The sequence below is a fragment of the Marinobacter sp. HL-58 genome, assembly GCF_001314605.1.
Classification (GTDB): Bacteria; Pseudomonadota; Gammaproteobacteria; order Pseudomonadales; family Oleiphilaceae; genus Marinobacter.
This window is the reverse complement of the sequence record NZ_LIHP01000003.1, coordinates 108,335-133,751: the sequence shown is the minus strand read 5'-3', so window position 1 is coordinate 133,751 and position 25,417 is coordinate 108,335. Positions and strand designations below refer to the sequence as shown.

24 protein-coding genes are annotated in these 25,417 nt (G+C 56.4%); 13 read left to right on the top strand and 11 right to left on the bottom strand.

Annotated elements, in window-relative coordinates; all coding sequences use genetic code 11:
- Positions 1–46 precede the first annotated feature (46 nt).
- The 3 genes from glnE (at position 47) to HLUCCO03_RS03585 (ending at position 4,408) form a co-directional block, all read left to right on the top strand.
- On the top strand, positions 47–2,953 hold the full coding sequence (glnE, locus tag HLUCCO03_RS03595; RefSeq protein ID WP_027830924.1) for a bifunctional [glutamate--ammonia ligase]-adenylyl-L-tyrosine phosphorylase/[glutamate--ammonia-ligase] adenylyltransferase: 2,907 nt from the start codon (positions 47–49) through the stop codon (positions 2,951–2,953).
- Between the two features lie 88 nt (positions 2,954–3,041).
- Positions 3,042–3,968: a branched-chain amino acid transaminase gene (locus HLUCCO03_RS03590; protein WP_027830925.1), complete on the top strand. Its 927-nt coding sequence runs from the start codon at positions 3,042–3,044 to the stop codon at positions 3,966–3,968.
- A gap of 35 nt (positions 3,969–4,003) precedes the next feature.
- A complete protein-coding gene (locus tag HLUCCO03_RS03585) occupies positions 4,004–4,408 on the top strand; it encodes a DUF6165 family protein (RefSeq protein WP_027830926.1) in 405 nt (134 codons plus the stop codon).
- Positions 4,409–4,477: 69 nt separating this feature from the next.
- Here HLUCCO03_RS03585 and HLUCCO03_RS03580 read toward each other — a convergent pair whose 3' ends face one another.
- Positions 4,478–5,536: a glycosyltransferase family 9 protein gene (locus HLUCCO03_RS03580; RefSeq protein WP_036197912.1), complete on the bottom strand. Its 1,059-nt coding sequence runs from the start codon at positions 5,534–5,536 to the stop codon at positions 4,478–4,480.
- A 145-nt stretch (positions 5,537–5,681) separates the two neighbouring features.
- Here HLUCCO03_RS03580 and HLUCCO03_RS03575 point away from each other — a divergent pair, with 145 nt between their 5' ends.
- From HLUCCO03_RS03575 to HLUCCO03_RS03540, 8 genes are all read left to right on the top strand, one after another.
- Entirely contained in the window at positions 5,682–6,410 is a 729-nt protein-coding gene (locus tag HLUCCO03_RS03575; RefSeq protein WP_027830928.1) for a 3-deoxy-D-manno-octulosonic acid kinase, read from the top strand.
- 34 nt (positions 6,411–6,444) lie between these two features.
- Positions 6,445–7,131 (top strand): hypothetical protein, encoded by a 687-nt coding sequence (locus HLUCCO03_RS03570; protein ID WP_027830929.1) that lies wholly within the window; start codon positions 6,445–6,447, stop codon positions 7,129–7,131.
- Complete coding sequence (locus HLUCCO03_RS03565; RefSeq protein WP_027830930.1) at positions 7,124–8,473, top strand: O-antigen ligase; 1,350 nt, start codon at positions 7,124–7,126, stop codon at positions 8,471–8,473. Before HLUCCO03_RS03570 ends, HLUCCO03_RS03565 begins: the two co-directional genes overlap by 8 nt.
- Positions 8,474–8,639: 166 nt before the next feature.
- Entirely contained in the window at positions 8,640–9,761 is a 1,122-nt protein-coding gene (locus tag HLUCCO03_RS03560) for a hypothetical protein (RefSeq protein ID WP_155939878.1), read from the top strand.
- Positions 9,762–9,801: 40 nt separating this feature from the next.
- Positions 9,802–10,488: an acylneuraminate cytidylyltransferase family protein gene (locus tag HLUCCO03_RS03555; protein WP_027830932.1), complete on the top strand. Its 687-nt coding sequence runs from the start codon at positions 9,802–9,804 to the stop codon at positions 10,486–10,488.
- 26 nt (positions 10,489–10,514) lie between these two features.
- Positions 10,515–12,131 (top strand): aldolase catalytic domain-containing protein, encoded by a 1,617-nt coding sequence (locus HLUCCO03_RS03550; protein ID WP_027830933.1) that lies wholly within the window; start codon positions 10,515–10,517, stop codon positions 12,129–12,131.
- A gap of 6 nt (positions 12,132–12,137) precedes the next feature.
- Positions 12,138–12,881, top strand: coding sequence for a 3-deoxy-manno-octulosonate cytidylyltransferase (locus tag HLUCCO03_RS03545; protein WP_027830934.1), 744 nt, complete (start codon positions 12,138–12,140; stop codon positions 12,879–12,881).
- Positions 12,875–13,531, top strand: coding sequence for an HAD family hydrolase (locus HLUCCO03_RS03540; RefSeq protein ID WP_036197266.1), 657 nt, complete (start codon positions 12,875–12,877; stop codon positions 13,529–13,531). The genes HLUCCO03_RS03545 and HLUCCO03_RS03540 overlap by 7 nt, the downstream gene beginning before the upstream one ends.
- Before the next feature lie 85 nt (positions 13,532–13,616).
- Here the strand turns inward: HLUCCO03_RS03540 and HLUCCO03_RS03535 are convergent, their stop codons facing one another.
- From HLUCCO03_RS03535 to HLUCCO03_RS03510, 6 genes are all read right to left on the bottom strand, one after another.
- Positions 13,617–14,276 (bottom strand): hypothetical protein, encoded by a 660-nt coding sequence (locus tag HLUCCO03_RS03535; RefSeq protein WP_051603775.1) that lies wholly within the window; start codon positions 14,274–14,276, stop codon positions 13,617–13,619.
- 43 nt (positions 14,277–14,319) lie between these two features.
- Positions 14,320–15,468, bottom strand: a complete 1,149-nt coding sequence (locus HLUCCO03_RS03530) for a glycosyltransferase (RefSeq protein WP_027830936.1) — start codon at positions 15,466–15,468, stop codon at positions 14,320–14,322.
- Entirely contained in the window at positions 15,465–16,295 is an 831-nt protein-coding gene (locus HLUCCO03_RS03525) for a glycosyltransferase family 2 protein (RefSeq protein ID WP_027830937.1), read from the bottom strand. The genes HLUCCO03_RS03530 and HLUCCO03_RS03525 overlap by 4 nt, the downstream gene beginning before the upstream one ends.
- A gap of 130 nt (positions 16,296–16,425) precedes the next feature.
- Entirely contained in the window at positions 16,426–17,529 is a 1,104-nt protein-coding gene (locus tag HLUCCO03_RS03520; RefSeq protein WP_027830938.1) for a glycosyltransferase family 4 protein, read from the bottom strand.
- 64 nt (positions 17,530–17,593) lie between these two features.
- Positions 17,594–18,502, bottom strand: a complete 909-nt coding sequence (locus tag HLUCCO03_RS03515) for a lysophospholipid acyltransferase family protein (RefSeq protein WP_027830939.1) — start codon at positions 18,500–18,502, stop codon at positions 17,594–17,596.
- A gap of 91 nt (positions 18,503–18,593) precedes the next feature.
- A complete protein-coding gene (locus tag HLUCCO03_RS03510) occupies positions 18,594–19,262 on the bottom strand; it encodes a YrbL family protein (RefSeq protein ID WP_027830940.1) in 669 nt (222 codons plus the stop codon).
- A 14-nt stretch (positions 19,263–19,276) separates the two neighbouring features.
- Between HLUCCO03_RS03510 and HLUCCO03_RS03505 the strand changes: the two genes are divergently transcribed.
- Positions 19,277–19,990: an SGNH/GDSL hydrolase family protein gene (locus tag HLUCCO03_RS03505; RefSeq protein ID WP_027830941.1), complete on the top strand. Its 714-nt coding sequence runs from the start codon at positions 19,277–19,279 to the stop codon at positions 19,988–19,990.
- On the opposite strand, the gene HLUCCO03_RS03500 is transcribed toward HLUCCO03_RS03505, so the two are convergent.
- From HLUCCO03_RS03500 to lpxL, 4 genes are read right to left on the bottom strand one after another with little or no spacing between them, the layout of a single operon-like run.
- Positions 19,914–20,969, bottom strand: a complete 1,056-nt coding sequence (locus HLUCCO03_RS03500; protein ID WP_027830942.1) for a glycosyltransferase — start codon at positions 20,967–20,969, stop codon at positions 19,914–19,916. The genes HLUCCO03_RS03505 and HLUCCO03_RS03500 overlap by 77 nt on opposite strands.
- Entirely contained in the window at positions 20,969–22,081 is a 1,113-nt protein-coding gene (locus HLUCCO03_RS03495) for a glycosyltransferase family 4 protein (protein WP_027830943.1), read from the bottom strand. Before HLUCCO03_RS03495 ends, HLUCCO03_RS03500 begins: the two co-directional genes overlap by 1 nt.
- The gene (locus HLUCCO03_RS03490) at positions 22,078–23,013 is read right to left on the bottom strand and encodes an ELM1/GtrOC1 family putative glycosyltransferase (RefSeq protein WP_027830944.1); all 936 of its coding nucleotides are present in this window, start codon (positions 23,011–23,013) and stop codon (positions 22,078–22,080) included. Before HLUCCO03_RS03490 ends, HLUCCO03_RS03495 begins: the two co-directional genes overlap by 4 nt.
- The gene (gene lpxL / locus HLUCCO03_RS03485) at positions 23,014–23,973 is read right to left on the bottom strand and encodes an LpxL/LpxP family Kdo(2)-lipid IV(A) lauroyl/palmitoleoyl acyltransferase (protein ID WP_081813496.1); all 960 of its coding nucleotides are present in this window, start codon (positions 23,971–23,973) and stop codon (positions 23,014–23,016) included.
- 165 nt (positions 23,974–24,138) lie between these two features.
- On the opposite strand from lpxL, the gene waaA reads away from it, so the two are divergent.
- A complete protein-coding gene (gene waaA, locus HLUCCO03_RS03480; protein WP_027830946.1) occupies positions 24,139–25,410 on the top strand; it encodes a lipid IV(A) 3-deoxy-D-manno-octulosonic acid transferase in 1,272 nt (423 codons plus the stop codon).
- The last annotated feature ends 7 nt before the right edge of the window (positions 25,411–25,417 follow it).

Genomic DNA, 25,417 nt, shown 5'->3' with positions numbered 1-25,417 from the left:
CGTTATACAGTACGGGAAATATAACAGAGACACAGGGGTTTGCATTATGTCCGAGCCTTGGCGCTCCCTACCAGAGCCGTTAGCGGATGATGTCGCTGGCGTCTGGCACTCGGTGTTCCCGGAAGGTGTGCCGGAATATCTGCACGCCTCTGGCGGGGCAACCGACGAAGATGTGGCCCAGGCCATGGCTCGCAGCCTGTTTCTGCGGCAAACCCTGGAGCGCCGCCCTGAACAGGTTGCGGCCCTGTGCAAGTCCCGACCGCTGACCGAGCCGACCTCTGCGGATTATCTGCGCCAGCGTTGGCAGGAGTTTCTCGCAGAGGTGACCGATGAAAGCAGCCTTCACGTTGCATTAAGGCGCTTCCGCATGGAAATCCAGTTCCGGATAATCTGGCGGGACCTGATGCGCTGGTCGGATCTGGCAGAGACCATGGCCGCCACCAGTGATTTTGCCGACACCTGTATCCAGGGCGCCCTTGACTGGCTCTATGATGACACCTGTGAGCAGTCCGGTACCCCGTGGGGCGTAAACCCGGCCACCGGTGAAGAGGGGCCGCAGCCGTTAATTGTCCTGGGTATGGGCAAGCTCGGCGGGCACGAGCTCAATGTGTCCTCCGACATTGATCTGATCTTTGCATTTCCGGGCAAGGGTGAGACCCGTGGCGGGCGCCGGTCCATTGATAACCAGCAGTTTTTCATCCGCCTGGGGCAGCGGCTGATCCAGGCGCTGGACCAGATTACCGCCGACGGTTTTGTGTTCCGTGTGGACATGCGCCTGCGCCCGTACGGGCAGAGTGGTGCGCTGGCCCTGAGTTTTGCCGCCCTGGAAACCTATTACCAGGACCAGGGGCGGGACTGGGAGCGATACGCCATGGTCAAGGCCCGTGTGGTTGCCGGTGACCAGCAGGCCGGCCAGGTGTTGATGGACAACCTCAAGCCCTTTGTCTATCGCAAATACATTGATTTCAGTGCGTTTGAGTCCCTGCGCAGCATGAAATCCATGATCAGCCGGGAAGTCCGCCGTAAAGGCCTGGAAAACAACATCAAGCTCGGTAATGGTGGCATCCGCGAGATTGAATTCGTGGTTCAGGCCTTTCAGCTGATCCGTGGCGGCCGCGACCGGGAACTGCAGCAGCGGGAACTGCTGGTGATTCTGAAAGAGCTCGAGGAGCTGGAACTTCTGCCATCACCGGTGGTGAAAGAGCTGAAGCAGGCCTACATATTCCTCCGCAATCTGGAGCACGCACTCCAGGGTATGGAAGACAAGCAGACGCAACTGCTGCCGGACAACGACCTGGCGCGGGCACGAGTCGCCCTGATCATGGGGTTTGACGACTGGGCCTCCTGCGTGGCCGAGCTGGACAGGCATCGTGAGCGGGTCGCAACCCATTTTGCGGACATTATTGCCATTGACGATGAAGAGCACGAAGCGACCGTGCTGGATGAAGGCTGGCAGGAGCTGTGGCTGGGTGAGATGGATGAAGAGGCCGCGTCAGCCTGGCTGCGGGATCACGGTTTTGAAGAGCCGGAAGCCAGCTATTCAGCGCTGAAGGACCTGCGTGAAACCCGAACCCTGCAAACGCTGCAGACCCAGGGCCGGCAACGGCTTAACAAGTTCATGCCGGTGTTGCTGGAAGCGCTCACCCATGTAGACAGCCCGTCCCAGACCCTGTCCCGTGTTCTGCAACTGGTGGAGGCCATCCTGCGCAGAACAGCCTACATGGTGTTGCTGCTGGAAAATCCGGGAGCGCGCACGCAACTGGTGCGGTTATGCAGCGAGAGCCCCTGGATTGCCAGCCAGCTGGCGGAAACCCCGTTGCTGCTGGATGAGTTGCTGAACGCGGAAAGCCTGTATAGCCCGCCGGCAAAAACCGAACTCCAGGATGACCTGCGCCAGCAGATGCTGAGGATTCCCTTTGAGGATCTTGAAGAGCAGATGGAAACCCTGCGGCACTTCAAGAAGGCCCATATCCTGCGGGTAGCTGCCTCGGAAATCCGGGAAACCCTGCCGCTGATGAAAGTCAGCGACTACCTGACCTGGATTGCGGAAGTGGTGCTGGATCATGTGGTGGACGTTGCCTTTGCCAATCTGGTGAGTCGCCACGGCTATCCCCGGCGCAAGGATGGTTCCGCCTGCGATACCGATTTCGCCATCATCGGTTATGGCAAGCTGGGTGGTATCGAGCTGGGTTATACCTCGGACCTGGACCTGGTCTTCATCCACGATGCGGACCCAGAGCAATCAACCGACGGTGACAAGCCCATCGACAACGCCGTGTTTTACACCCGGCTGGGCCAGCGCATTGTACATATACTCAATACCCAGACGCCTTCCGGGCAGCTTTACGAAGTGGATATGCGTTTGCGTCCGTCCGGTAATTCGGGGTTGCTGGTCAGTACCCTGACTGCGTTCGAGAAGTACCAGCGCAACGACGCCTGGACCTGGGAGCACCAGGCACTGGCCCGGGCCCGTGGCGTGGCAGGGTGTGAGGCTACGCTGCATGCTTTTGAAAAACTGCGCAGCGATATCCTTTGCCAGCCAAGGGACAGGGGCAAGCTGAGGGAAGAAGTGGTCAACATGCGCGAGAAAATGCGTACAACTTTGGGCACGCCGCAGGTCGAGGACAAGGAGCCTGAGGTTTTTCACATCAAGCATGATTTTGGCGGCATCATTGATATCGAGTTCATGGTTCAGTACCTGATGCTGGCCTGGTGCTCCGAACACCCGGAGTTGACCCAGTGGTCCGACAATATTCGCCAGATGGAAGAGCTCGGGCGGGCCGGAGTACTTCCGGTTGAAGATACGGAAAAACTGCGCGAGGCCTATATCACGCTGCGCTCCACCATTCACCGCCGGGCCCTGCAGAATCTGAACAGCCAGGTGGCGGGGGATGCGTTTCCCGAGGAACGTGACTACATCCAGAGTATGTGGAACCGGGTGATGCTGGGGTGACGGAAGGATGATTGCGCCTCTTCGTAAGCCCGGTTTTTCCTGCTAGAATGCCCGTTTTCCGATAATGAGCGCTTTAGGAGCAGAAACAATGTCGATGGCTGATCGCGATGGCGTCATCTGGATGGATGGCGAAATGGTTCCCTGGCGGGACGCCAAAACCCACGTGCTGACCCATACCCTGCACTATGGTCTGGGCTGCTTTGAGGGTGTGCGTGCCTACAGCACCGCCGATGGCCCGGCTATTTTCCGCCTTGAGGATCACACCAACCGGCTGTTCCGCTCCGCTCATATCCTGAATATGAAGATGCCGTTCAGCAAGGATGAGCTCAATGCCGCCCAGTGTGCTGCTGTTCGCGAGAACAATCTGGACGAAGCCTACCTGCGCCCGATGGTGTTCCTGGGTTCCGAAGGCATGGGCCTGCGTGCCGACAACCTGAAGGTTCACGTGATGGTTGCTGCCTGGAGCTGGCCGTCCTACATGTCGCCGGAGGCAAAAGAGCTGGGTATCAAGGTGCGCACCTCCTCCTACACCCGCCACCATGTCAACATCACCATGTGTAAGGCGAAGGCCAACGGCAACTACATCAACTCCATGCTGGCCCTGAACGAGGCTATTTCCGGTGGCGCTGAAGAAGCCCTTCTACTGGACAACGAAGGCTATGTTGCTGAAGGTTCCGGCGAGAACATCTTTATCATGCGCGATGGCGTTCTCCACACTCCGGAGCTGACTTCCTGCCTGGAAGGCATCACCCGGGCCACTATCCTGGATTTCGCCAGGGAGCTGAACATACCGGTGAAAGAGCGCCGCATCACCCGGGATGAAGTCTATATTGCCGACGAAGCCTTCTTCACCGGGACCGCCGCCGAAGTGCTACCGATCCGCGAACTGGACGGCCGTGTTATCGGGGCAGGCAAGCGTGGCCCTGTTACCGAGAAGCTGCAGGCCATGTACTTCGATGCCGTGAAAGGCAAGAGTGCAGCCCACTCAAATTGGCTGACACCGGTTAGAGGCTGACAGGGTTTTCACACACACGACTGCAGGAAGAGCAAATGGCAGACGTTATCAAAGTGCCGGTTTCCTTTGGCGAAGTACTGGACAAGATCACCATTCTGGAGATCAAGTCCGAACGCATCGCGGACCCGGAAAAGGTTAAAAATGTTCGCCTGGAACTGGACGAACTCAACGCCACCTGGAACGAAGCCGTTCGGGACCAGGCCGCGATTGCCGGATTGCGCAAGCAACTCAAGGAAGTGAACGAAGCGCTCTGGGAAATTGAAGACGACATCCGTGACCAGGAAGCCGCCCAGGATTTCGGCCCCAGGTTCATCGAACTGGCTCGCGCCGTCTACGTCACCAACGACAAACGCGCCGCCATCAAGAAAGAAGTGAACCTGGCTTTGGGGTCTCGGTTCGTGGAGGAGAAGTCTTACCAGGACTATACCGCCCGCAACTGATTGCCCTGCAAACGTAGGTCGGATTAGGCCCAAAGGGCCGTAATCCGACAACCCAACCCGGCGCCGAACTCAAACCCTCGTCGCCGGGTTCCCCTTATACTCCTGAACCTCAACCCAACGATCCAGCATCCCGGTAACATCCTCCACCGTCACCAATTCCATCGCCCCCTCAAACTCAGCCTTGGCCCCCCAACGAGCCTCATCCACAGTCTTGCCGGTGAATTGCTTCAGTGCTTCCGGATAACGATTCACGCACCACTCAAGCGAGTTGTAAGGCCCGGATCGATACGGATTGCTGGCCGCAAAAATCCCGATCACATCGGTACCCATCGCACTGGCAATATGAGCCGGACCCGTATCCGGCGCCACGGCGAGATCAGCATGGTGGAGCAGGGCCGTTAGCTGCTTCAGAGTATCCTTGCCACAGATATTGTGAACCGGCTCTTCCATGGCACTTTCAATGGCTGCGCAGAATTCCGCCTCAAAAGGCGCCGGGCTACCCACCAGAATCACCTTCATGCCATGGACACGAACCGCATGATCCGCCAGCCGGGCATAACGATCTGCCGGCCAGTTGCGGAGGGTATGACTGGCACAGGGACTGATCACCAGGTTCTTCCGGTCCGTTGCCAGTTGCTCATGGGCAAACTCATGATCCTCCGGGGAAAGAGGGATGACCCATTTTGGTGCGGCCGGTTCCAGCCCAAGGGGCTCCAGAAAGCTCGCCAGGCAGTCCCGAACATGCTGCTGTGGTGCCGGGGCAATCCGCCGGTTGATAAAAAGGCTGTGCAGGTCCTTGCTGCGGGCCTTGTCGTAACCAACCTTCACCCTGGCGGGAATCATCGCCGCTGCCAGGTTGGCCCGGAATGCCACCTGCATGTGCAGCAGGGCATCAAATTTCCGGTCTTTCAAGGTGTTGCGCAAGTCCGCATAACCCTTCCGCCCGGCTTTCTTGTCAAAAATAACAAACTCGACGCCTGGCAGATCGCCGATCAGTTTGGCTTCGATCTTGCCAATCACCCAGGTGATTTTTACGCCGGGTAACTGCTCCTGAAGGCTCAGCACCACGGGAATCACGTGGGTAACGTCGCCAATGGCGGATAGGCGGAGGATGCAGATGGAGTTGATCAAGTTACGGTCCGTTTCCAATCTTTAACTGCCGGATGTGGAGCCGGGCGGGGCTCGTTGGTAAACTGTGCGCCATTCTAGCCTACTGGGCTTTTAACGTCTTTACCCGGGAACCATGGTTTGCCGGGCCGAGGGTACCGATCTTTTGACAGCGGCAACGGGCGAACATTCAGGTTCCGTACAATCACAACTGCTGGTAGCGCCGGAGTATAAAGGTGTTACGGAGTCCTGGTTTTCCCCCGACTTCTGGGGAGACCGGGCAAAGCCGGTGACATCCGGGGGACGTGGTGGTGCCTGGTTTATCGATGCAGATCATGTAGACATGGTGCTTCGCCATTACCGGCGAGGCGGCCTGATGGCCAGGCTGGCGGAAAGAACGTATCTGTACGCCGGTTTTGACCGGGCACGGTCGTTGGCGGAATTCCGTATTCTGGGCCGGCTCCGGGCGCTTGATCTTCCTGTGCCCGAGGCGGTTGCAGCCATCGCCTGGAAATACCGGCTGTTCTGGTATCGTGCCGCTATACTGGTGAAGCGAATACCGGGTGCGGTTACATTTTCTGATAGCACTCGCCTGGGCGACGAGTTGCTTTGGGAACAGTTAGGACAGGTGATTCGTCGTTTTCACGACAACGGGCTCGACCACGTTGACCTGAATTGCGACAACATACTTGTTACGGATAGCCAGATATACCTGATCGACTTTGACCGTTGCAGGCTGGTGCCCGAGAAAGATAATGAAGCAGATGCGGCATGGAAGCAGCGAAACCTGGAGCGCCTCCATCGTTCCGTTGGTAAGCGATGCCTGGATATACCCCCCGGCCAGAGAGAGAGTCTTTGGCAACGCTTGCTGCAGGCCTACGAACGCCAGCCGTAATCCTCCTATTTCTGACCAGGCCTGATATCCTTCCATGACCAATGTCGAACTCGAAGAAGAGCTTCATTCCAATACCCGCCGAACCCGGATCACCTACCGGGGACTGGTGAATGGGCAACCGGCAGCGATCAAGTGCTACCGGAAGCCGCTTTTCGGGTTGATTCACTGGATACGGGCGTTGCGAAAGGGGAAGAAGATCCGGCAGGTAGGGGCTCCGGTGCCGCCCATCGTATTTGCCGGCTGGGTTACATCCGAGAAGTGTTTTGGCTTCGGAACGGCATTTCTGGAGGGGTACCGCCCGCTAAGGGCCGTGTTGGTGAATGAGCCTTCCCGCACCAGGCAGATTGAGATTGTTCGTCTGTTGGGCTGGACCATGGCAGAGATTCACAAGCGGGGCATTGAACAGCCGGATGGCAACCTCACCAATTTCCTGATGGGTGAAGACAGCCAGTTATCCATGGTTGATGAAGACGACATTCGTGTTCATCCCGGTATGCTTCCACTAAGTGTTGCCACCTCGAACCTTGCCAACGTTGCGGCCCGGTTGCCAGACGAAGAAATGGTTGAAGCCCTTTTGACCGCCTACCTTGACGTGGCTTTTGTGGAAGCCGGCTCCGGGTGGGACCGTGGCGCGTTCTGGGCCAGTGTTCAGGGCTGGAAGACAATGCTGGAAGCGAAGCGGGCCAGCCGGAACATTGCGCGGGAAAGAAAGTTTGATTAACCAAACCCACACTAGTTTGCAGGTTGACATGAACGCTACAGGAATATCCAGACTATCAGGTTCATGGGACTGTAAGCTCGCTTGGATTTCCAGATTCGCTGTAGCGTCTTACCTGGTTTTCTACGTCCTCGTTCCGGATTTCTATGTTATTGGGCCGGCATTGTTACTGTTGATGGCGTTATTTGGCTGTCGGTGGAGGGAAATTCTGGGCGGTATTGATACCCAGAGTCAGTGGCTGGCAGGTGTATTTTTGCTCTATTTCTTGGGGCAAGCCGTTCCTTTGATTTTCCATGGCGAAGACGTTTCAGAGTTTGATCTTTCCACCCGCTATATAGCTGCTGTACTGATCCTTTTATTTGTCCTGAAGTATCCGCTCAGCGCCCGTGGGTTTTTGTCGCTTGCAGCGATAGGCTCATTGGCGGCAGGAGCTTATGCGTTCTACCAGGCTCAGTTCATCGGTGCTTCACGTGTTTCAGCTTTCGATAACCCGATTCATTACGGAAATGGAGCGATGGCACTTGCCTTGCTTTCACTGACCGGAGTTGGTTGGGCCGCAAAACAGAAATACCATTATTGCTGGATTGGACTTTTTCTTGCCGGGGTTGTCGGGGGGGGGTACGCCTCGCTTGTTTCGGGGACCCGAAGTGGGTGGATTGCGGTACCTTTTATTGCAGTTATCGCCGTCTATGTGTTCTGGCAGCCGATTTTCAGGAAAAAGCTAATCTCCTTTGTGCTGCTATCGCTCGTGGTCGTTGGCTTCTCGGCACTTTTGCAGGTTGATATGGTCGAGAAAAGGGCGCAAGTAGCCGTTGATGAGTTTGTTGATTACTACGAAGAAGGTCGTAACGGGACCTCAGTCGGTTTGCGACTGGATATGTGGAAGGCTGGGATGACTGCTTTTATACGTAATCCCTTGATTGGTTCTGGGCCTGGTGGAACTGATGCAGTCATTGCTGAGCTTGTTGCGGATCAGAGAATACATCCTGCTGTCGAAAATTTCCGACACCTGCATAACCAATATGTAGATGTCATGGCACGATATGGCTTGATTGGCCTTACCTGCTATCTGATGCTATTGGTTGTTCCGTTCATCCTGTTCTTGCAGAGAGCACGATCTGAATCTGCGTCTGTGCAGGCATTAGCGCTCGGTGGCAGCTTTTTCGTTGCGCTGCATGCAATTGTGAACCTGACGCAGAGTATGCTTGAGAGGAACATCGGCGTGATGATGTTTGCATTCATGGTCATCTTTATCTGGGGAGCGATCAGAGCAGAGGAGTCTGCGGTCAGGAACAGGAAAGATCAGGAGTGTTTCAACGGGAGCCGCGATGTCGATATGGATTGATAAGACTTGGTACCTGCTGAGGCGGAAATCGCTTCAGAGTCGGGATCGTCGTCTTACACTTCTGGCTCAAGGGCTGACGGGAGTTATAAGTCATTGCAAGACAGGATTTTCTGACGCTGATTTCGGGCGGATTGAGCGGGCTCTTGCAAGGACCGGGAACCAGCGCTTGATCACGGTTGGGCGCGCATGGTGGTCGGCGTACGCCGATGCAGTGGCCGCCGACGATGCGAGTTACGTGGCTAAAGAAGCAATACTGCTGAAGATGTGCAGAGAGTTGTCGGTTGGCGAGTTGGGTTATCGCGATTGGCTCGAGTTGTATCGTATTTGTTTGATTTCCGGGCTCTTTGTGGTTGGCATTGAGCTCCGGCAGCGGGCTGAACTAGCTGTATTGGTCGAAGCAGAGGCCGATGATGCATCGATAGATACCCTTCGGCATGCGATGTCGGTGTTGATTGAAAGGGGCTCCTTTGACGAGGCGCGCACTGTATTGAATGGCCTTCGTCAAAAAGGGGATGATCCGGATCTTATGGAACATGCTGACTGGTTGCTTCGGTTGCTGGATAGCGAAAGGCCATTGGCATACCTTCGGCCAGACAAGTTTCCTGTTGAGGCTGAAGTGCTGAAGGCCACGCAGGGTGCAAGCATTGCTCTGGTGGGGCCTGTACCGACCCGGTCGCCCAATGGTCCTGAAATCGACGGATTCGATCTTGTCGCGAAGTTCAATTATCGTGGTGGCCCAGGGGGACGGGATCCCGATACGCAGGGAAGTCGGGTCGATATTTCCTACTTCAATCTACAACAGGCAAAGTTTATTGCCCGGAAAACAAACCCCGCCTTTATTTCTGATATACCATTTCCTGTTTTTGTGAAAGGCAAAGGGTATCGGCTCCTTGGCCGATATACCACCACCGGACGGGTGCTGATGAACCTTCAATGGTTACTTTTTGACAGTGAGTTCAATGCCGGGCCTAATGCCATATTCGATTTACTGAGGTTTGCGCCTGCAACCGTCAAAGTGTTCAATACCGACTTAATGCTTACTGCAGGTCGATACCGCGGCTATTCGCAACCAGGTGGGGAAGAAATTAACTATTCGCATTCCTTTGCAAAAACTCATGACCCTTTAATGCAGTTTCGTTGGGCGAAGCTTGCTTGGTCTCGAAGGCTTATTGATGGTGACGAGCGTTTCTGTGAAGTTATGGCAAGCGATGAGCGCGATTACATTAAGCGTCTTCAGGAAGGGCATGGCGCAATAGCCAGGGAGAATCTAAGGGGAAGGTCCCAGTGACTTCTCTTTTACCAAACTGCTACGTATTTGGGGTAGTAAATTGACTATTACCTGTTTTTTGCCGTGTCGGAAAGGCAGTGAACGAGTTCCGAGGAAAAATATCCGAACAATTGCGGGCAAATCGTTTGGGCTGCTGGAAATAAAACTGGATCAGCTTCTATCCACGACGATGATCGATCGAGTTATTCTCTCTACTAATGACGAGGAGATTCTGGAGTTCGCAGCCTCTTTGGGGGCGGATCGTCTTGAAGTAAGGCCCCGCGACGAGTCACTTGCCTCCAACAGTACCAGTACAGATGAGTTAATCGAGTATGCAGGCTCTCAGGTAGACGAAGGGCACCTGGTCTGGACTCACGTGACATCGCCTTTTATTGGAGCCGGACAGTACGATGAATTATTAAGGGTCTATCTCCGCGAACTTGAGAATGGGTATGATTCTTTGATGACGGTTACCGAACTTCACGGCTTTATTTGGGATGATGCGGGACCGGTGAACTATGATCGCAGCGTGGAAAAGTGGCCCAGAACTCAAACGTTGACCCCACTCTATGAAGTGAATAGCGGTGCCTTTGTGGCTCCTGTGAATGTATATCGCGAACGAAAGGACAGGATTGGAACAAATCCGTTCAAATATAAGCTGGATAAGATCCAGGGCTTTGATATCGACTGGGAAGAAGACTTCCAGATTGCAGAAGCCTTGATGCGCGCTGGTATCTCGCGAATTTAAATGATGGTTCCAAGTGAGTACATCCGATGAACAACGCAAGCATCACATTCATTGACTGCACGCTCAGAGATGGTGGTTACTACAATGCGTGGGACTTCGAGTCGAACTTGATTGGTCGATATCTTGAAGCAATGGGAGTTGCTGGCGTTGATATCGTGGAGCTGGGTCTGAGAACCCTCCGGGGTGGTGGGTTCAAAGGGCCATGCGCTTTTTCGACCGACGAATTTCTCGAAAGCTTACCAATTCCCGATAACCTGTCGGTTGGCGTGATGGTCAATGCGGCTGAATTGGTTGATGGCACACCCATGGAGGACAGTCTGCAAAGGATGTTCCCCGTACATGCTGACGACTCCCCGGTTGATCTGGTGAGAGTTGCCTGTCATGTTCACGAATTCTCTAAAGCCCTCCCTGCCAGTGTATGGCTGCATGATCAAGGGTACCGGGTAGGCTTTAACCTCATGCAGGTAGCAGATCGGCAGCAGGCTGAGGTGGAGGCACTTGCACGCGAGGCGACCGTGTATCCGATAGAAGCGCTGTACTTTGCAGATAGTATGGGCAGCATGGGGCCGGAACAAACTCTCAGAATTATTCGTTGGTTGCGTAATTATTGGAGTGGCGCGTTGGGCATCCATACCCACGATAATCTGGGGATGGCACTTCAGAATACATTGACCGCACTGTCTGAGGGGGTTACCTGGATCGATGCAACGGTTACTGGCATGGGCCGTGGCCCCGGTAACGCAAAGACTGAGGAACTAGCAATTGAAGTTGCGGATCTCCGTGGAAAACGAATCAGCCTGGTCCCCCTGATGCAGCTGATTCGACAAGAGTTCAGGCCTATGCAGGAGCGGTATGGGTGGGGAACCAATCCTTACTATTACCTCGCCGGGAAATATGGAATCCACCCTACCTATATACAGGAAATGTTGAGCGACTCCCGTTACGATGAAGAAGATATTCTTTCAGCCATCGATCACTTGCGGGTTGAGGGCGGTAAGAAATTCAGTATACACACGCTTGATGCCGCCCGACATTTTTACGGACAGAATCGGGAGGGCGACTGGAATCCCGCCACACTGATTGAGGGTCGGGAGGTCTTGCTGCTAGGAACCGGGCCGGGTGTGGAGCGCCATAAGTGGGCCCTTGACAAATACGTTCGGAAAAACAGGCCCGTTGTAATTGCATTGAATACTCAAGCTGCACTTCTCCCTGATCTGATTGACTTGCGGGTTGCGTGCCACCCGGTTCGTCTGCTTGCTGACTGTGAGGCCCACACACTGCTACCTCAGCCACTGGTAACTCCGTGGTCGATGCTTCCTGACGATGTAAAAACATCTTTGAAGGGTAAAGAAGTTCTGGATTTTGGACTGGAAATAGAGAGAGGACGCTTCGCGTTCAGCCAATTTTCTTGTACTTTACCGACAGCCTTAGTAGTGGCTTACGCACTCGCAATAGCGACAAGCGGATGCGCAAGTAGAGTGCTGATGGCGGGATTCGACGGTTATGGCGCAGATGATCCTAGAAGCCGGGAAATGCAGGAGCTTATTGATCTCTACCAGAACACACCTGGCGCTCGCGAGCTGGTGTCTGTAACACCAACCCGCTATTCGGTGTCTACAGAATCAATTTACGGCATGAGTTGAAGCCTGATGAAAACGGTTGTGTTGATTCCCGCGCGTTACCAGTCCTCCCGATATCCCGGTAAACCGCTCGTTAAGTTGTTGGGTAAGCCCATGATCTTGTGGGTAGCTGATATATCGGCAAAGGCGCTTGGGGCTGAAAACGTCTATGTAGCGACCGATGATGACCGAATCGCATGGGTCGTCAGAGAGGCGGGCTATCAAGCGGTGAAGACAAGCTCCGATGCCTTAACGGGCACTGACCGTCTGGCAGAAGCCAGCAAATATATCGATGCAGATGTCTATATAAATGTCCAGGGTGATGAACCATTGGTAAACCCGGCTGATATCCTGAAAATCCGCGATATGAAATTATCGAATCCCGATATGGTGATTAACGGGTTCTGCTGGATCTCTGCTGCTGAAGATCCTTCAAGCGTCAACATACCGAAAGTGATTACGAACGAGCAGAACGAGCTTGTTTATATGTCTCGTAATCCTTTGCCTGGGTATAAAGAACCGAAGAGAGCCCCTGGCAGGTATAAAAAGCAGGTATGCATTTATGCGTTTAGCCGATCCGAGCTGGCAGCATTCCGAAAATTTGGCCGAAAGAGTGAGCTTGAGTGGAGTGAAGACATAGAAATTTTGCGGTTTCTTGAGCTGGACCGGCCTGTGTTAATGGTAGAGACGTCTCCGGGAAGCCTGGCTGTTGATGTTCCAGCGGATGTAGCACCAGTGGAAAAAGCATTAAAAGAGAGTGGCCGTGGATGCTGATCAGCAAATATAGAACCTGGGTTTTCGATTGTGACGGCGTTATTCTCGATTCCAACAGGGTCAAAACCGACGCTTTTTTTTCAGCTGCAAAAGGCTACGGGGATCTAGCGGCTTCCGCGTTGGTGAAATATCACGTTCAGCACGGCGGAATTTCGCGGTATGCGAAATTTGAATACTTTCTGCGACATATTATCGGTCGTAACGAGATTGATTCTGATGAGCTGGAGCGGTTGCTCAGAGCTTATGCAGAAAACGTCATTCAGGGTTTGTTGGATTGCGACATTGCAGAGGGTCTCTTCGAACTCAAGAGGCGAACTGAGGACAGCAGGTGGCTTGTTGTTTCTGGAGGCGACCAGGCTGAGTTGAGAAAGGTATTCGAAGCAAGAGACTTGTCGTCCTTATTTGACGGAGGCATCTTTGGTAGCCCTGCCAACAAGGATCAGATACTTAAGCGAGAGTTACAGTCCGGTCGTTTGGCGCAACCGGCTGTTTTTCTTGGTGATAGCCGGTACGATTATGAGGCCGCTAACAGGGCAGGGCTGGATTTTATTTATTTGTCGGACTGGAGCGAGTCCACTTTCAGTTTCGATGGTGCCACCAGACACGCCGGCGCTATTCGGGATCTTGTCGACGGGTGTAGTGCGGTGTGAGTCGCTGCCGGGGTTACTGGAGCCCTATAAGCCGGCAGTAAAAAAGAGACTGACTACGCTCGCGAAGACAATGTGGCGGCCATTGTCAGAGAAATTGCGGGTTCTCTAAGCGAAACGCTTCTAGGCTTTTGATTGCTGAAATATGAACCACCCCGAGTTGTACAGGCACATATTCAAGCTTTAGAGCGAGTGCAATCGCCAGCCGGTGATGGCCTTTTTTACCGAAGAATGGGGTGCCGCTCGGGCCAATATGTATGAGGATGCCCCCTTCCTCTCTGAAGTTGCCGGGTATGAGTTCGGATCTCGGGCTAAGTCTTCTGGATAAAGCAACTTGGCGGTAAAGTTCGTCAACACTCTGGTAACGTGATTTTATGTCATCGAGGTTTCTCAGCCGATCTACTTTACCCTTTTCGTCAATTTTCTTGAGCATTTGCTGAAAAATACCAGTTTCTTCCCAGGCCACGCCGTCTTGCCAATGCGCGAGGCAGGCCTTGATCGACGGTAATTCTCTCACCGGGACAACGAGTTGGTCTGGCCAGTCTTGAACGACCCGGGCGCTGTCTTTGGAGCTTCCGACTTTCACGCTGTAGTCTATGGAGTCAGTGGGGACCCAAAGAAGTTCAGCAAATTTTGGTGCCATGTCACCGTATTGTTTTCGATTTTTCCCATCGATCCGGAGTGCTCTGAGCCTGCTGTTCCAGTTACGACGAATTTGCTGAAATCGCTTTTTTTCGGTGATGCCCATTGCTTTTATTCCCTGTTGGCACTGATTTCCGGCGTGCTCACGCTTAAGCAAGGGGCCCTCTCAGAAACGCCTCTACTACTGTTCTGGACCTGAAAGGCGCCAGCCACTCAGCTTTAACTTTCACCGGCAACTCAGCCACCACCGATGACAGCCCCTCGGCCAGCCCATCCACAGTGCGTGGCGTCAGAAAGGCTTCCAGCTCTCCCCGGAACACATCCCGCACGCCCCCCCGGCTGTCCACAGACAGAATAGGTGTGCCGCAGGCGAGTGCCTCGGTCAGAACAATCCCCAGGCCCTCGTATTCCGAGGCCAGCACAAACAGGTCTGCGTGCTTCATCCAGGGATAGGGGTTCTTGCGTTTACCGGCAAAATATACGCGGTCAGCGATACCCAGGCTTCTGGCTTTCTCTTCCAAAGTCTTTCTCAGCTCACCCTCACCAACGATGACCAGCTTATGACCGATTCCGGCCCTGGCATAGGCTTCCAGCAATAACTCATGCCCTTTCTGGGGCACGAGACGAGCAACATTGAGGATGTAGGGTTCGTTTGGGATATCCGGGTCAGATTCCTGCGCAAGGGCGTTGATCTGTTCCACCGGGCAGGGGTTGGTGATCACCCGCAGGCTGGCAGGCTCGATGCCGCCTTTCTCGAATGCTTCCCGCGCTGAATCCAGAACCCCGGAAGACACACAGGCCAGGTGACGGCCATGAAAAACCAGTTTCCATTCCAGCTTTTTCTGCCACAGGGGGCGGTCGTAATGGATGACGTTTTCCAGCACATACACATTGCGATCGTCACGGAACGACCAGAAATATTTGAAGGTGCCCAGACCCCTGAAAACGATGCGGTCAAAGCGCCCGAACTGTCTTTCCAGCTTGGCAATATGCTTTTTGAGCAGCCAGCCGCTGAGCCAGCCCACCCAGATGAAGTGGGATTTCGGCATCAGCACGCCGAGCAGCAGGCGGGAAAGCAGGAAAACCGGAATGCCAATCACCGATTTGATCAGCGCCTGGAACTGGTCGAAATGGTGCAGGTGCACCGCCCGATTGGCCGGGCTGAGATCGTTGGGGCGGTTGCGGCAGGACAGCAGGTGGCTTTCGTGGCCCTCGTCGGCAAAGGCATCGGCCAGGTTAACGGCAACGCGCTCCATGCCCCCCATTTTCAGGCTGTGAATGACGACCAGGGTTCTCATGCGGCGCGGCTCTTCTTGATTCCGTTCTCCGCCCAGAAGGTATTGTTGTCCTTCACGGCCTTGCGGATCGCCTTGTTCCTGGCCCAGATTTCCGGTTTGGAATAGCCGCGGGCGTGATCCAGGTGCAGGCAGACAGTGCTGTAGCGGATCTGCTTCGATTTGTGCCCGTAGTTCCAAAGGCGTTCACCCAGCTCCCTGTCCAGGCCACCGTATTGCATGTCCTCGTTGAAGCCGTTAACCGCGATCAGGTCTTTCGTCCACGTGGAGCTGTTCATGCCGTTCCAGCTGGCGGCGGCGGGGGTTATGGCGTTGAGCAGTTTCTTTTTCAGCGCCGAGCGGGACAGCTTCCAGAGTTTGTGGTTTTTCGGCTGGCCCTTGCTGACCAGCCATTGCGGATCGAAAATCACGCCACTTTGGATATCCGCGTCAGAGATGGCCTCGGAAACCGGCATGGTGAGCTTGATGTAGCCCCCGGAGAGGAAGTGGCCTGGTTCCGCGAGCCGCCTGTGGGTGGCAATGAATTCCGGCTCGGGGATACAGTCACCGTCGGTGAAAATCAGGTAGTCGCAGTCGGTTTCGGCAATGGCCTTGTTGAGGATCTGGCACTTGCGAAAGCCGTCATCTTCATGCCAGACATGGTCAATGTTCAGAATGCCGCGTTCCCGGAACCGGTCGATCAGGGCGCGGGTTTCATCGGTGGAGCCGTCGTCGGCGACGATGGTCCGGAAGTCCTTGTCGGTCTGGTTCTCATAGCCCGTCAGCACCTTGCTCAGCCATAACGGGGAATTGTAGGTGGTGATAACAACACCAATACGCTCTGGGGACATGAATCCGGCCCGGTTATTTTCAGGAAAAACAGACAGTCATCAAGACTGGTTTGGTCAGGGGATTATACAGTTTTAGCCTCCGGCGGGCACCGGCCGGGATGCCCGTAGATACCCTGAGGGCGGAAAGGCTTCAGCGGGCGCTTCCGGGGGCCGGTTTTACGGTTCGGGGAGGGCGTTGTCTTGAGTTCTGTATTTCTTCGTAGACCTGGAATGTCTTCAGGGCATACCGGGCTGGCGAGAAACGGGTTTTCAAGCGTTCCCGTGCCGCCTCTCCAAGTTGTGATCGGAGTTTTGCCGAGTCGCACATCTTTAAAAGCGCCGCTGCCATATGTTCGGGCGAAGAGGGTGGCACCAGCAGTCCGGAACGCCCATGCTCAACAAGGTCGGTATTGCCGGGAATGTCAGTGGCAATAATCGGCAGACCTGCGCCCATGGCCTCCTTTACCGAGCGGGGGAGGCCTTCCCGTAATGAAGGCTGGATGTAGATATCTGCCGAGGGGAGCATGCTGGCGGCTCCCCCTTGTTGTCCCAGCAGATGAATTCTTTCCGAAGCCGGGCCATCGGCGACCAGCGCCGGTATATGGTCATCATAGTCACCTGCAATCACCAGCGAGCACTCGGGGTGGTTGGCAATATGAAAGGCCTGGATCAGTGAATCCAGCCCCTTGTAGGGGCGGCCCCTCGCATTACCGATAAACACAGCCGACAACCGGGTGCGGGAGGGCAGCTCCAAGGCGGATGTATTGGCGCTTAGCCACTCACAACTGAAGCCCTTGGGATTCACCACCAACCGGCTGGGGTTGATGAATGGCGCAAGGTGGTCGCGTACTGACTCACTGACACAGAAAATTTTCCGCACCCGCGGGTTGAGGATGCCCAGCCAGTAGGTTGGATCAAAGCGCCGAATGCGGGAGAGTGTGCCGCGATAACCAACCACGTCCACAGAGGTAAACAACGAGGCGAACAGGGCGTTGGAAAGGGAAGCAGAGTCCGTGGCGTGGATAATGGACAGGTCCAGTTCCCGTATCAGGCGGCGCATCTGGCTGATCAGCCGTGGCTGTATCTTGCCCTTGATTGCGGCGGCCTCGATGAACAGCCCCCTGGCCGCAAGCTCCTGGCGGCCAAGCGTTCGTGGAGATGCCAGCACACGGATGAACACACCCATGCTGTGCAGACGAAGCACCAGGTCCAGCTCCGCGGCATCCAGGTGGGGTTTCGAAAACAGTACTCGCATGGCAGACCTATGTATTCAGGTTTGCGAGCAGGCTACCAGCTGGAGATGACGGTTCAGTGACGGTTTACTTACACACCCGCCCGGGTTTGTAGGGGTGGGGCAGGCCAGTCGGGCGGTGGCGGAATCGCTTGTATTCCCACTGGTACTGTTCGGGCACTTCGCGCACTACGTTCTCGATGGATTTGTTCAGTGCTGTTGTAGCGACCACCGGGTCCGGGTCTGCAATGCCGGGTTCGCATTCCCGAATCACCAGCCGGAAGCCCTGGCCATCTTTCAGGCGCTGGGCGTAGGTCACCACGGGTTTGGCTCCGGACTTTTGAAGTAGTTTGGAGACCAGGGTCATGGTGCGCACTTCCATGCCGAAAAACGGCGCGTAGGCGTTGCCTTTTCCACGGGGACTCTGGTCGGGGAGTATGCCCGCTACTTCGCCTTCCCGCAGCAGGCTGATCAGCCTGGCCAGGCCACGGCGGTCGCCACGGACCAGCTCCGATCCCATTCGGCCGCGAACCCGGATCATGTAGTCTTCAAACTCCTTGATGTGCGGTGGGCTGTAGAGGGCGGCCATGCGATAGCGAGACGAAAAATACAGACCAGTCAGTTCCCAGTTGCCCAGGTGCGGGGCCAGCAGCAACAGGCCGCGGCCACCCTGCTTGGCCTCTGCCAGGAGCTCTTCGCCATCAATTTCACGTATTAGCCCCAGGCATTTTTCCACCGGCCATTCCCACATCAGCGGGATTTCCATCATGGTCTGCCCGGTGTGGCGCAGGCTGGAGCGGGCCATGCGTTGGCGCTGCTCTTCCGTGTACTCCGGGAAACAGATCTCCAGGTTAGTGCTGGTGGTTTTCCGCGATTCTGTTTTGAACAGCCAGCCGACCATGCCCAGAAAGCGGCCAATCAGCTGTGCACCGCGCAAAGGCAGCTTGCCGGCAAGCCGGAGGGCAGTGATCAGAAAGGTTGCTTTGGAAAGGGCCATAATCAGCAGGACAATCAACAGCAAACAGGAAGTGGGGAAGCTATCACCATCCGACGTAGGCGGCAAGGTTGGTGAATGCCAGTCAGTTTGCTCATAACTTCTGTGAGGCCTCCCAGGTATCGGTGCGGTTGCCGGTTTCCCAGTCGATGCGCAGGTAAAATCGCCTGATCCGGCGGTTGATGTAACGCCGGCGCCAGGCCGGTATGGCGGCCAGTTTGTCCGGTATGGCGGGGGCGCCGAGCCCGTCCACAAGGAACAGCTCCGGTTGCCCGTTTCGGTCTGCAATGACCAGGTTGTGGGGTAAAAGGTTTCGGGTCAGTATTCCGGTTTGAAGGAGCCAGGTACAGAATCGTTGAACAGCCTCCTGAATTGGCTGATCGAACCCGCGGTGGCGAAGATAATGCTCAAAGGTTGCGGCCGGTGAGCCATTGCTGTCGGTGATCAGTTCACTGATATTTGCGGGGCCACGGGAGGTGTCTGCGGTGCCATGGAAACGGGGCAGGTGTGCCCAGACCAGGGAGCTCTGATTGTTCATGAGCAGTTTGCTGATGGCTGTCTGCCGGTGGGCTCTGAGCTCCTGCCGGTTGTCATCGATTCTGGCCCTGCCGAGGGCTTTCTTGGGCCAGGTCTGCCGTTGATAGCGGGCTTCGATGTTTTCAGGGCGCAGAACTTTAAGACACAATGCGGGGTCGTCCGGGTGCCGGTAGCAATGCCGGTTATAGCCGGAAGCAAACGGCTCGCAGCCTGAAAGATCAATCATTGATGAGACGCCACATGATAAACGGGTGTATTGCCTACGGTGATTGCAACACCGAAGGGGTGCAAGGTTACCACGAACCGGTCTGGCCGGAGATAGTTGCGGAACAGCTGGGCCTGGCCTTAACCAATTGTGGCCACACCATGAGCACAACCCGTGAACTGTTGCATTATGCAGAGGCTTTCCCGCCACGGAATTATCAGCTGGCGTTTATCCAGTATGGTTTGGTGGACTCCTGGCTTACATTCCGCGGCGCTCCCTATGTGCTCTATTACCCGGACAATCCCAGCCGGAAAATCGCCCGCAAGCTGGTCAAAAAGCTCAAGAAATGGGCGCGCCACTTCCATCTTCAGGAGCGTTTGGGATCGGTGGAGCAGGTGCCGCTGGAAGAGTACCTGTGTAATGTCGGGAAGGTGGTGCGCTCCGGGCCCGACACGCTGTTTGTACTCGTCGCTACGCCACCCAATCTGGATGAGCCGAGAAATCCTCGCATAGAGCGATACAACGCGGCTCTGCACCAGATGGCCGGGCAGGAATCGAATGTGGTGCTTGCCGATGCCTACGATCGGTTATGGCAGGAGAAGGCAAAGACCCTGATGGGTGACGGAACGCACCTCACCTTCGAGGGGCATCGTATTGTGGCGGAGGCTGTTATCAACGCCTTGCCGGCACACTGGCAAGCAGGTCCCGATAGAAAGCTTCGGTCTTCGCCACCATGGTCTCAAGGGTGAGCTGTGCCCGGGCCTGTTCAAAGGCGTTTTCCTGCAGGCCCGCCAGTGAATCCGGGGCGGTCAGGCTGGTTCTGATCAGGCCGGCTATATCGTCAACGCTGTCCGAGACGGCAATACAGCTGTCAGGCAGGAAGTCTCTCACGCCACTGACTGGTGTGGACAGAACCGGACAGCCTGCCATTAATGCCTCTACCATGATGTAGGGGAATCCTTCCCGGCTGGAGGTGATGATGCAGGCTGTGGCCGCCTGCAACCAGAGCTGGATACAGGATTCATGGCCGGGCAGCAGAACGCAGTCGGTCAGCTCCAGCTCACGGATCAGTGCATCGAGTCGAGCCCGCTGGCTGCCCTCGCCGAGAATCACCAGCTTGCCGTCACAATCAGCCCGGGCCCACGCCCGGATCAGCCGGTCGAACTGTTTTACAGGTTCAAGCCTGCCCGCAGCCACCAGCAGTGGGCGTTGGTCCGGAATGGCGAAGTCGGGGCTGGCCAGGCTCTCTCCGCCCGGGTCGGGACGCTGGAGGCCATTGAATATCAGCCGGGCATTGGGATGGTCGATGGCATCGGTAATCTCACGGCTGACGCCAATGACCCCATTCAGTTTATCAAAGGCCTTGTGGGAGCTCTTGGTACCGTGGAGTGTACCCACGGTCGCCCGGGCGTGGTTGGCTCTGGAGCTGACCAGGCTGGCGGCCTTGTTGCCCTGGGCGTGGAGAATGTCGGGCCGGATGGAGCGGAGTGTTCGTCGAAAACAGTACCTCAGCCACAGGTTGCGTCGGCCGAGCTGAAAGGGCAGTGGGTGGAATTTCACAGGGTCCGCGAACCGGTCCTGATGGGCGACATGGGCCAGCACGTGAACCTCATGCCCTTTGGCTGCAAGGGCATCCGCAAGATCGGCCGTGTGTTTTTCCATACCGCCCCAGCCGGTTCCCGGAGTGGCAATAGCCAGGGCAATGGTCAGCTGGCCCTGCGTACTCATTATTCTGCCCGTCTCCGGGCCAGCACGGATTCGTAAACCCGGAGGGTGGTTTCGGTCTGGGCTTCCAGCCGGAACCGCCAGGGAATCTCGATCTCTGACCTGGGTCTGTCAATCAGGGCCAGCGCGGTTTGCGTAAACGCCTCTGTGTCGTCCGGCTTTACCAGACCCTCGGGGAAGCAGGCGCGAAGCGTTTCGGCAGCTCCGCCGCGATCGAAGGCCGCCACCGGGGTGCCCGAGGCCAGTGCCTCGGTAACCGTGCGCCCGAAGGGTTCCGGTTTGGTGGACATGTGGCACACCACATCGGCCAGCAGGTAGAGGGTGGTCATGTCATTACGCTGGCCGAGGAAGCTCACTTTGTCGACCAGGTCCAGGCGGGCACGTTCCTTTTCCAGCTCTTCCAGAAACTGCTCCTTGCCTGGCTCGGCGCCGCCCACAATGATGCCGTGGCAATCCGGCCGTTTCTGCACCAGTTGCGCCATCATCGCCAGGAAGTCCAGCTGGCCTTTCCAGCGGGAAATGCGGCCCGGCATCATGATGATTTTCTGGCCGGCGAGTTGCGGGTACTGCCGGAACCAGCGGTCCAGCCATTGCTCACTGAGCTCCCGCTGTCGGAAGGCATCCACATCCACTCCACGCTGGATAACGGTGAGTTTGTCTTCCGGCACGGGATAGTTGTTCAGTACATAATCCCTGACACACCCGGACACGGCGATTATATGGTCTGCCCGCGTCATGATGGCGCTGTAGGGTGTGACGGAATACATGCCATGAAAGGTGGATACGATCGCCGGGCGCTGATGTTCCGGAATGGTTTTCAGAGCCAGGAAAATGATCCAGGCCGGCATGCGGGAGCGGACATGGACAATGTCCGGTTTCAGCTCCAGCAGCAGCTTCCGCATGGGCAGGATCTGCCCGAAGGATGCCGGGCTTTTCCGGTGTATCGGCATGAAAAAATGTTTCGACCCCTGGCCGCGAAGCTGCTCGGCCATGGGGCCACCCTTTGAGACCACAAAGGATTCATGCCCGCGTTTGAACAGGTCGGCTGCAAATTCCACGGTGCCCCGTTCAACGCCACCGCTGTAGAGCGCCGGTAAAGCCTGCAGAATCCTCAACGCTTGCCTCCCTTCAGGTAATGGTGAATCAGCCAACGTGCGGCCCGGTCGGCCTCCCAGAGGTGATGGGTTTCCGAGAGTTTGCCGGCCATCACTGCAGCATGGTCGCTCCAGCGGGCAACGTACCCTTTTTCCACCAGGCTGGCTATGCCGCGCGCGACCCGGCTGCCTTGCCTTGGAGCCAGTTCGAACAGTCCCGTGGGGACACCGGAAGTGGCGGCTTCGCAGACCATGGAGGCGCTGTCCGGCGTTACCCAGGCCGCGCGGGATGCTGCCAGTTGGTGGGACAACCAGCTTGCATGGGTACGGTCTGCGTCCACAACAGTGATTTTTGGCCCACCCAGCTCCTGCAACTTGTCTGACAGGGGCTCTGGTGTACGGCGGGAACCACTGATGGTCCAGCGCCACTGGGGGTAGTGGCCCATAAGTTGTGATATCTGGCCCAGAACAACATCATTGTCCCAGTCGAAATGGGGCGAGGGGCCGCCGACGAGGATCAGTCCCTCGGGCTTGTCAGTAATTCTTGCCAGGGGCGTAATGGCGTTGATCACGCCCTCGGTCGTCAGTATATGCTTCGAAGGCGCGACATCATCGTGTGAGGGAATGATGGCCGCATCAACCCAGCCGACGGGAAATCCCGGTTTCATCAGAACTACGGTTTTTGCTTTGCGGCGGCGCCGAAGGGAAAGAAGAAGGCGATGGGTTCCGCTGCCTGCTGCAATAATAAGGTTTGGGTTGCCAAGGGATTCATCCATGGGCGGGGCCATGCCTATCACCGCTCGCCAGAGGGGAACCGGAATTTCTGTGGCGTCAATTTCAGTCACACTGGCGCCGGTCAGTACCCGCAGGCGATTACCAAGGCCCTTGAGCTGGTTGCGATGGCCGGGCTTGTTGTCTGTGAGTAGCCAGACAACCGGGGCTGATGAGTCCATTCAGTCTGCTTCCTTGCTGTAAAGGTCTGGGTCATCCCTGGAGGGACGGGTCTTGAAGCGTCTGTGCATCCACAGGTACTGGTCCGGGTGCTTGCGGATCTCGTGTTCGATGGTTTTGTTTACCAGGGTCGCGTCTTCCAGGTCGTCTCCCGAGGGAAAATTCTCCAGAGGGGGATGGAAGTAGATGTCGTACCCGGGCTCATGCTCCCGGCGGAAATGGCTGAAGGGCACGACCGCACACCCGCTGCGATCCGCAATCCTTGAGGTGGCGGTAATTGAGCCGGCTGGCACACCGAAAAAAGGCGCAAATACAATACCCTTGCGGCCGTAATCCTGGTCCGTGGCATACCAGACGATACGATTTTTTTTCAGCTGTTTGAGCAGGCCCCGCAGATTCCTGCTGTCCAGGGCGATGCCATAGCGCCGTTCCCTGGCGCGGGTCATCACGGCATTCATCAGCGGATTGTTGTGGTCGCGCTGCATGACATCGGCCTCTATGTACTCGGTCACCAGGCTGCCGCCCAGGTCCAGGGTGCTGTAGTGGCCGCCGAGTAGCAGGATGCCCTTGCCCCCTTCCAGGGCTGCATCCACGTGCTCGAGCCCGTGCACCCGGGTAATGGGAATGAACGAGGTAGGGTTGCGAAACCAGGCAAGGCCCAGCTCCATCACGCCGATGCCATTGGCCCGGAATGATTTTCTGACCAGAGCCCGCTGCTCCTGTTCCGACAATTCGGGAAAGCACAGGCGGATATTCACCTCTGTAATGTGGCGCCGGCGGGCCGCGAAACGATAGGCAAGGTCACCAATGCGTTTGCCCAGCCACCACTGGAGCCTGAGCGGAAGCCGCGCTGCCAGCCACATCAGAGCGATTCCGGCCCAGGTCGGCCACCATCGTGGGTGCAGATAGCTGGTGTAGCGGGTGTCGCGGATTTTCTGCTTGCTGTTCTTCACTTGTTTCATTGCCTGACGGTGTTCCGGTAACAAGAACAGGAGTTTAGCAGGAGGGCTCACATCCGCTAAAGCAGCAATGTCCGCAACTTGCGCCGACGGATGAATTCCATTCGGCAGACTCGGGCTCCGGCATTATGTAGAATGACCGCCGCACCGACCCGGCCCGGAGTTACCATGCTTCACTTTTTCTACTCCCTGTTCTTTCGCATCGCGCTGCCATTCGTGTTGCTGCGCCTGTGGTGGATCGGGCGCAGTAATCCGGCAGCGTTTGTACACTGGCAGGAGCGGCTGGGTTATGTGGAGGCGTCTGAAGAGCCGGTAATCTGGGTCCACGCGGTGTCGGTGGGTGAAACCATTGCAGCAGCGCCTCTGGTGAAGGCCCTGCTGCGCCGTAATCCGGACATCCCGGTACTGATGACCGCCATGACCCCCACAGGCTCTGCCCGGGCCCGGGCTCTGTTCGGTGACCAGGTACGCTATGCCTTTTCGCCCTATGATACCCCCGGTTCGGTACGCCGTTTTGTGGACCGGGTTCGCCCCCGGGCCCTGGTCATCATGGAAACAGAACTCTGGCCCAACATGATTGCCCTCAGTAAGCAGCGCGATGTACCCATTTTTCTGATTAATGCCCGGCTTTCCGAGCGCTCGGCCCGCGGGTATGAGCGGGTGGCTTCCCTGGTGAAACCGCTGTTGCGCAGTATCAGCTGGATTGCAGCCCAGGCGGACGAGGATGCCGGTCGCTTCCTGCGCATAGGCGCGCTGCCGGAGTCTGTTTCGGTCACCGGCAGCATCAAGTTTGATGTGGAGATCTCGGGCGAGATTCGATCGGCTTCAATCCGGCTAAGGCAGCAGCTTGGTCAGGATCGTCCGGTCTGGATCGCTGCCAGTACCCATGAAGGCGAAGACCGTCAGATTCTGGACGCCCACAAACAGATAATGGCCCGGTATCCGGACGCGCTGCTGGTGATCGTGCCGCGGCACCCGGAGCGCTTTGATGATGTGGCTGAGCTGGCAGGCTCCATGGGGCTTTCGGTGCAGCGACGTTCAGACACCCGGGATGCAAGTGGGAGCAGTGAACGTCCCTGCCAGGTGTATCTCGGGGACACCATGGGGGAGTTGCTGATGCTTTACGGCGCCTGCGACATCGCGTTCGTGGGTGGATCGCTGATCGAGCGTGGGGGGCACAACCCTCTGGAGCCGGCAGCCTGGGGTATGCCGGTACTCTCTGGCCCCCATATCTTCAACTTTGAAACCATCTACAACCGACTGGAAGCAGGATCGGGGCTATACATCACTCCCTCCTCTGAAGAGCTGGCAAGCTGCGTGATGAAGCTGATTGCCGACAAGGACGTTGCGCAGAAGGCAGGGCGTAACGCCCTGGCAGTAGTGAACGCCAACCGGGGAGCCCTGGAGAAGGTGGTTGACGGCATCGTGGAGCGGGTTTAGGGCGGGC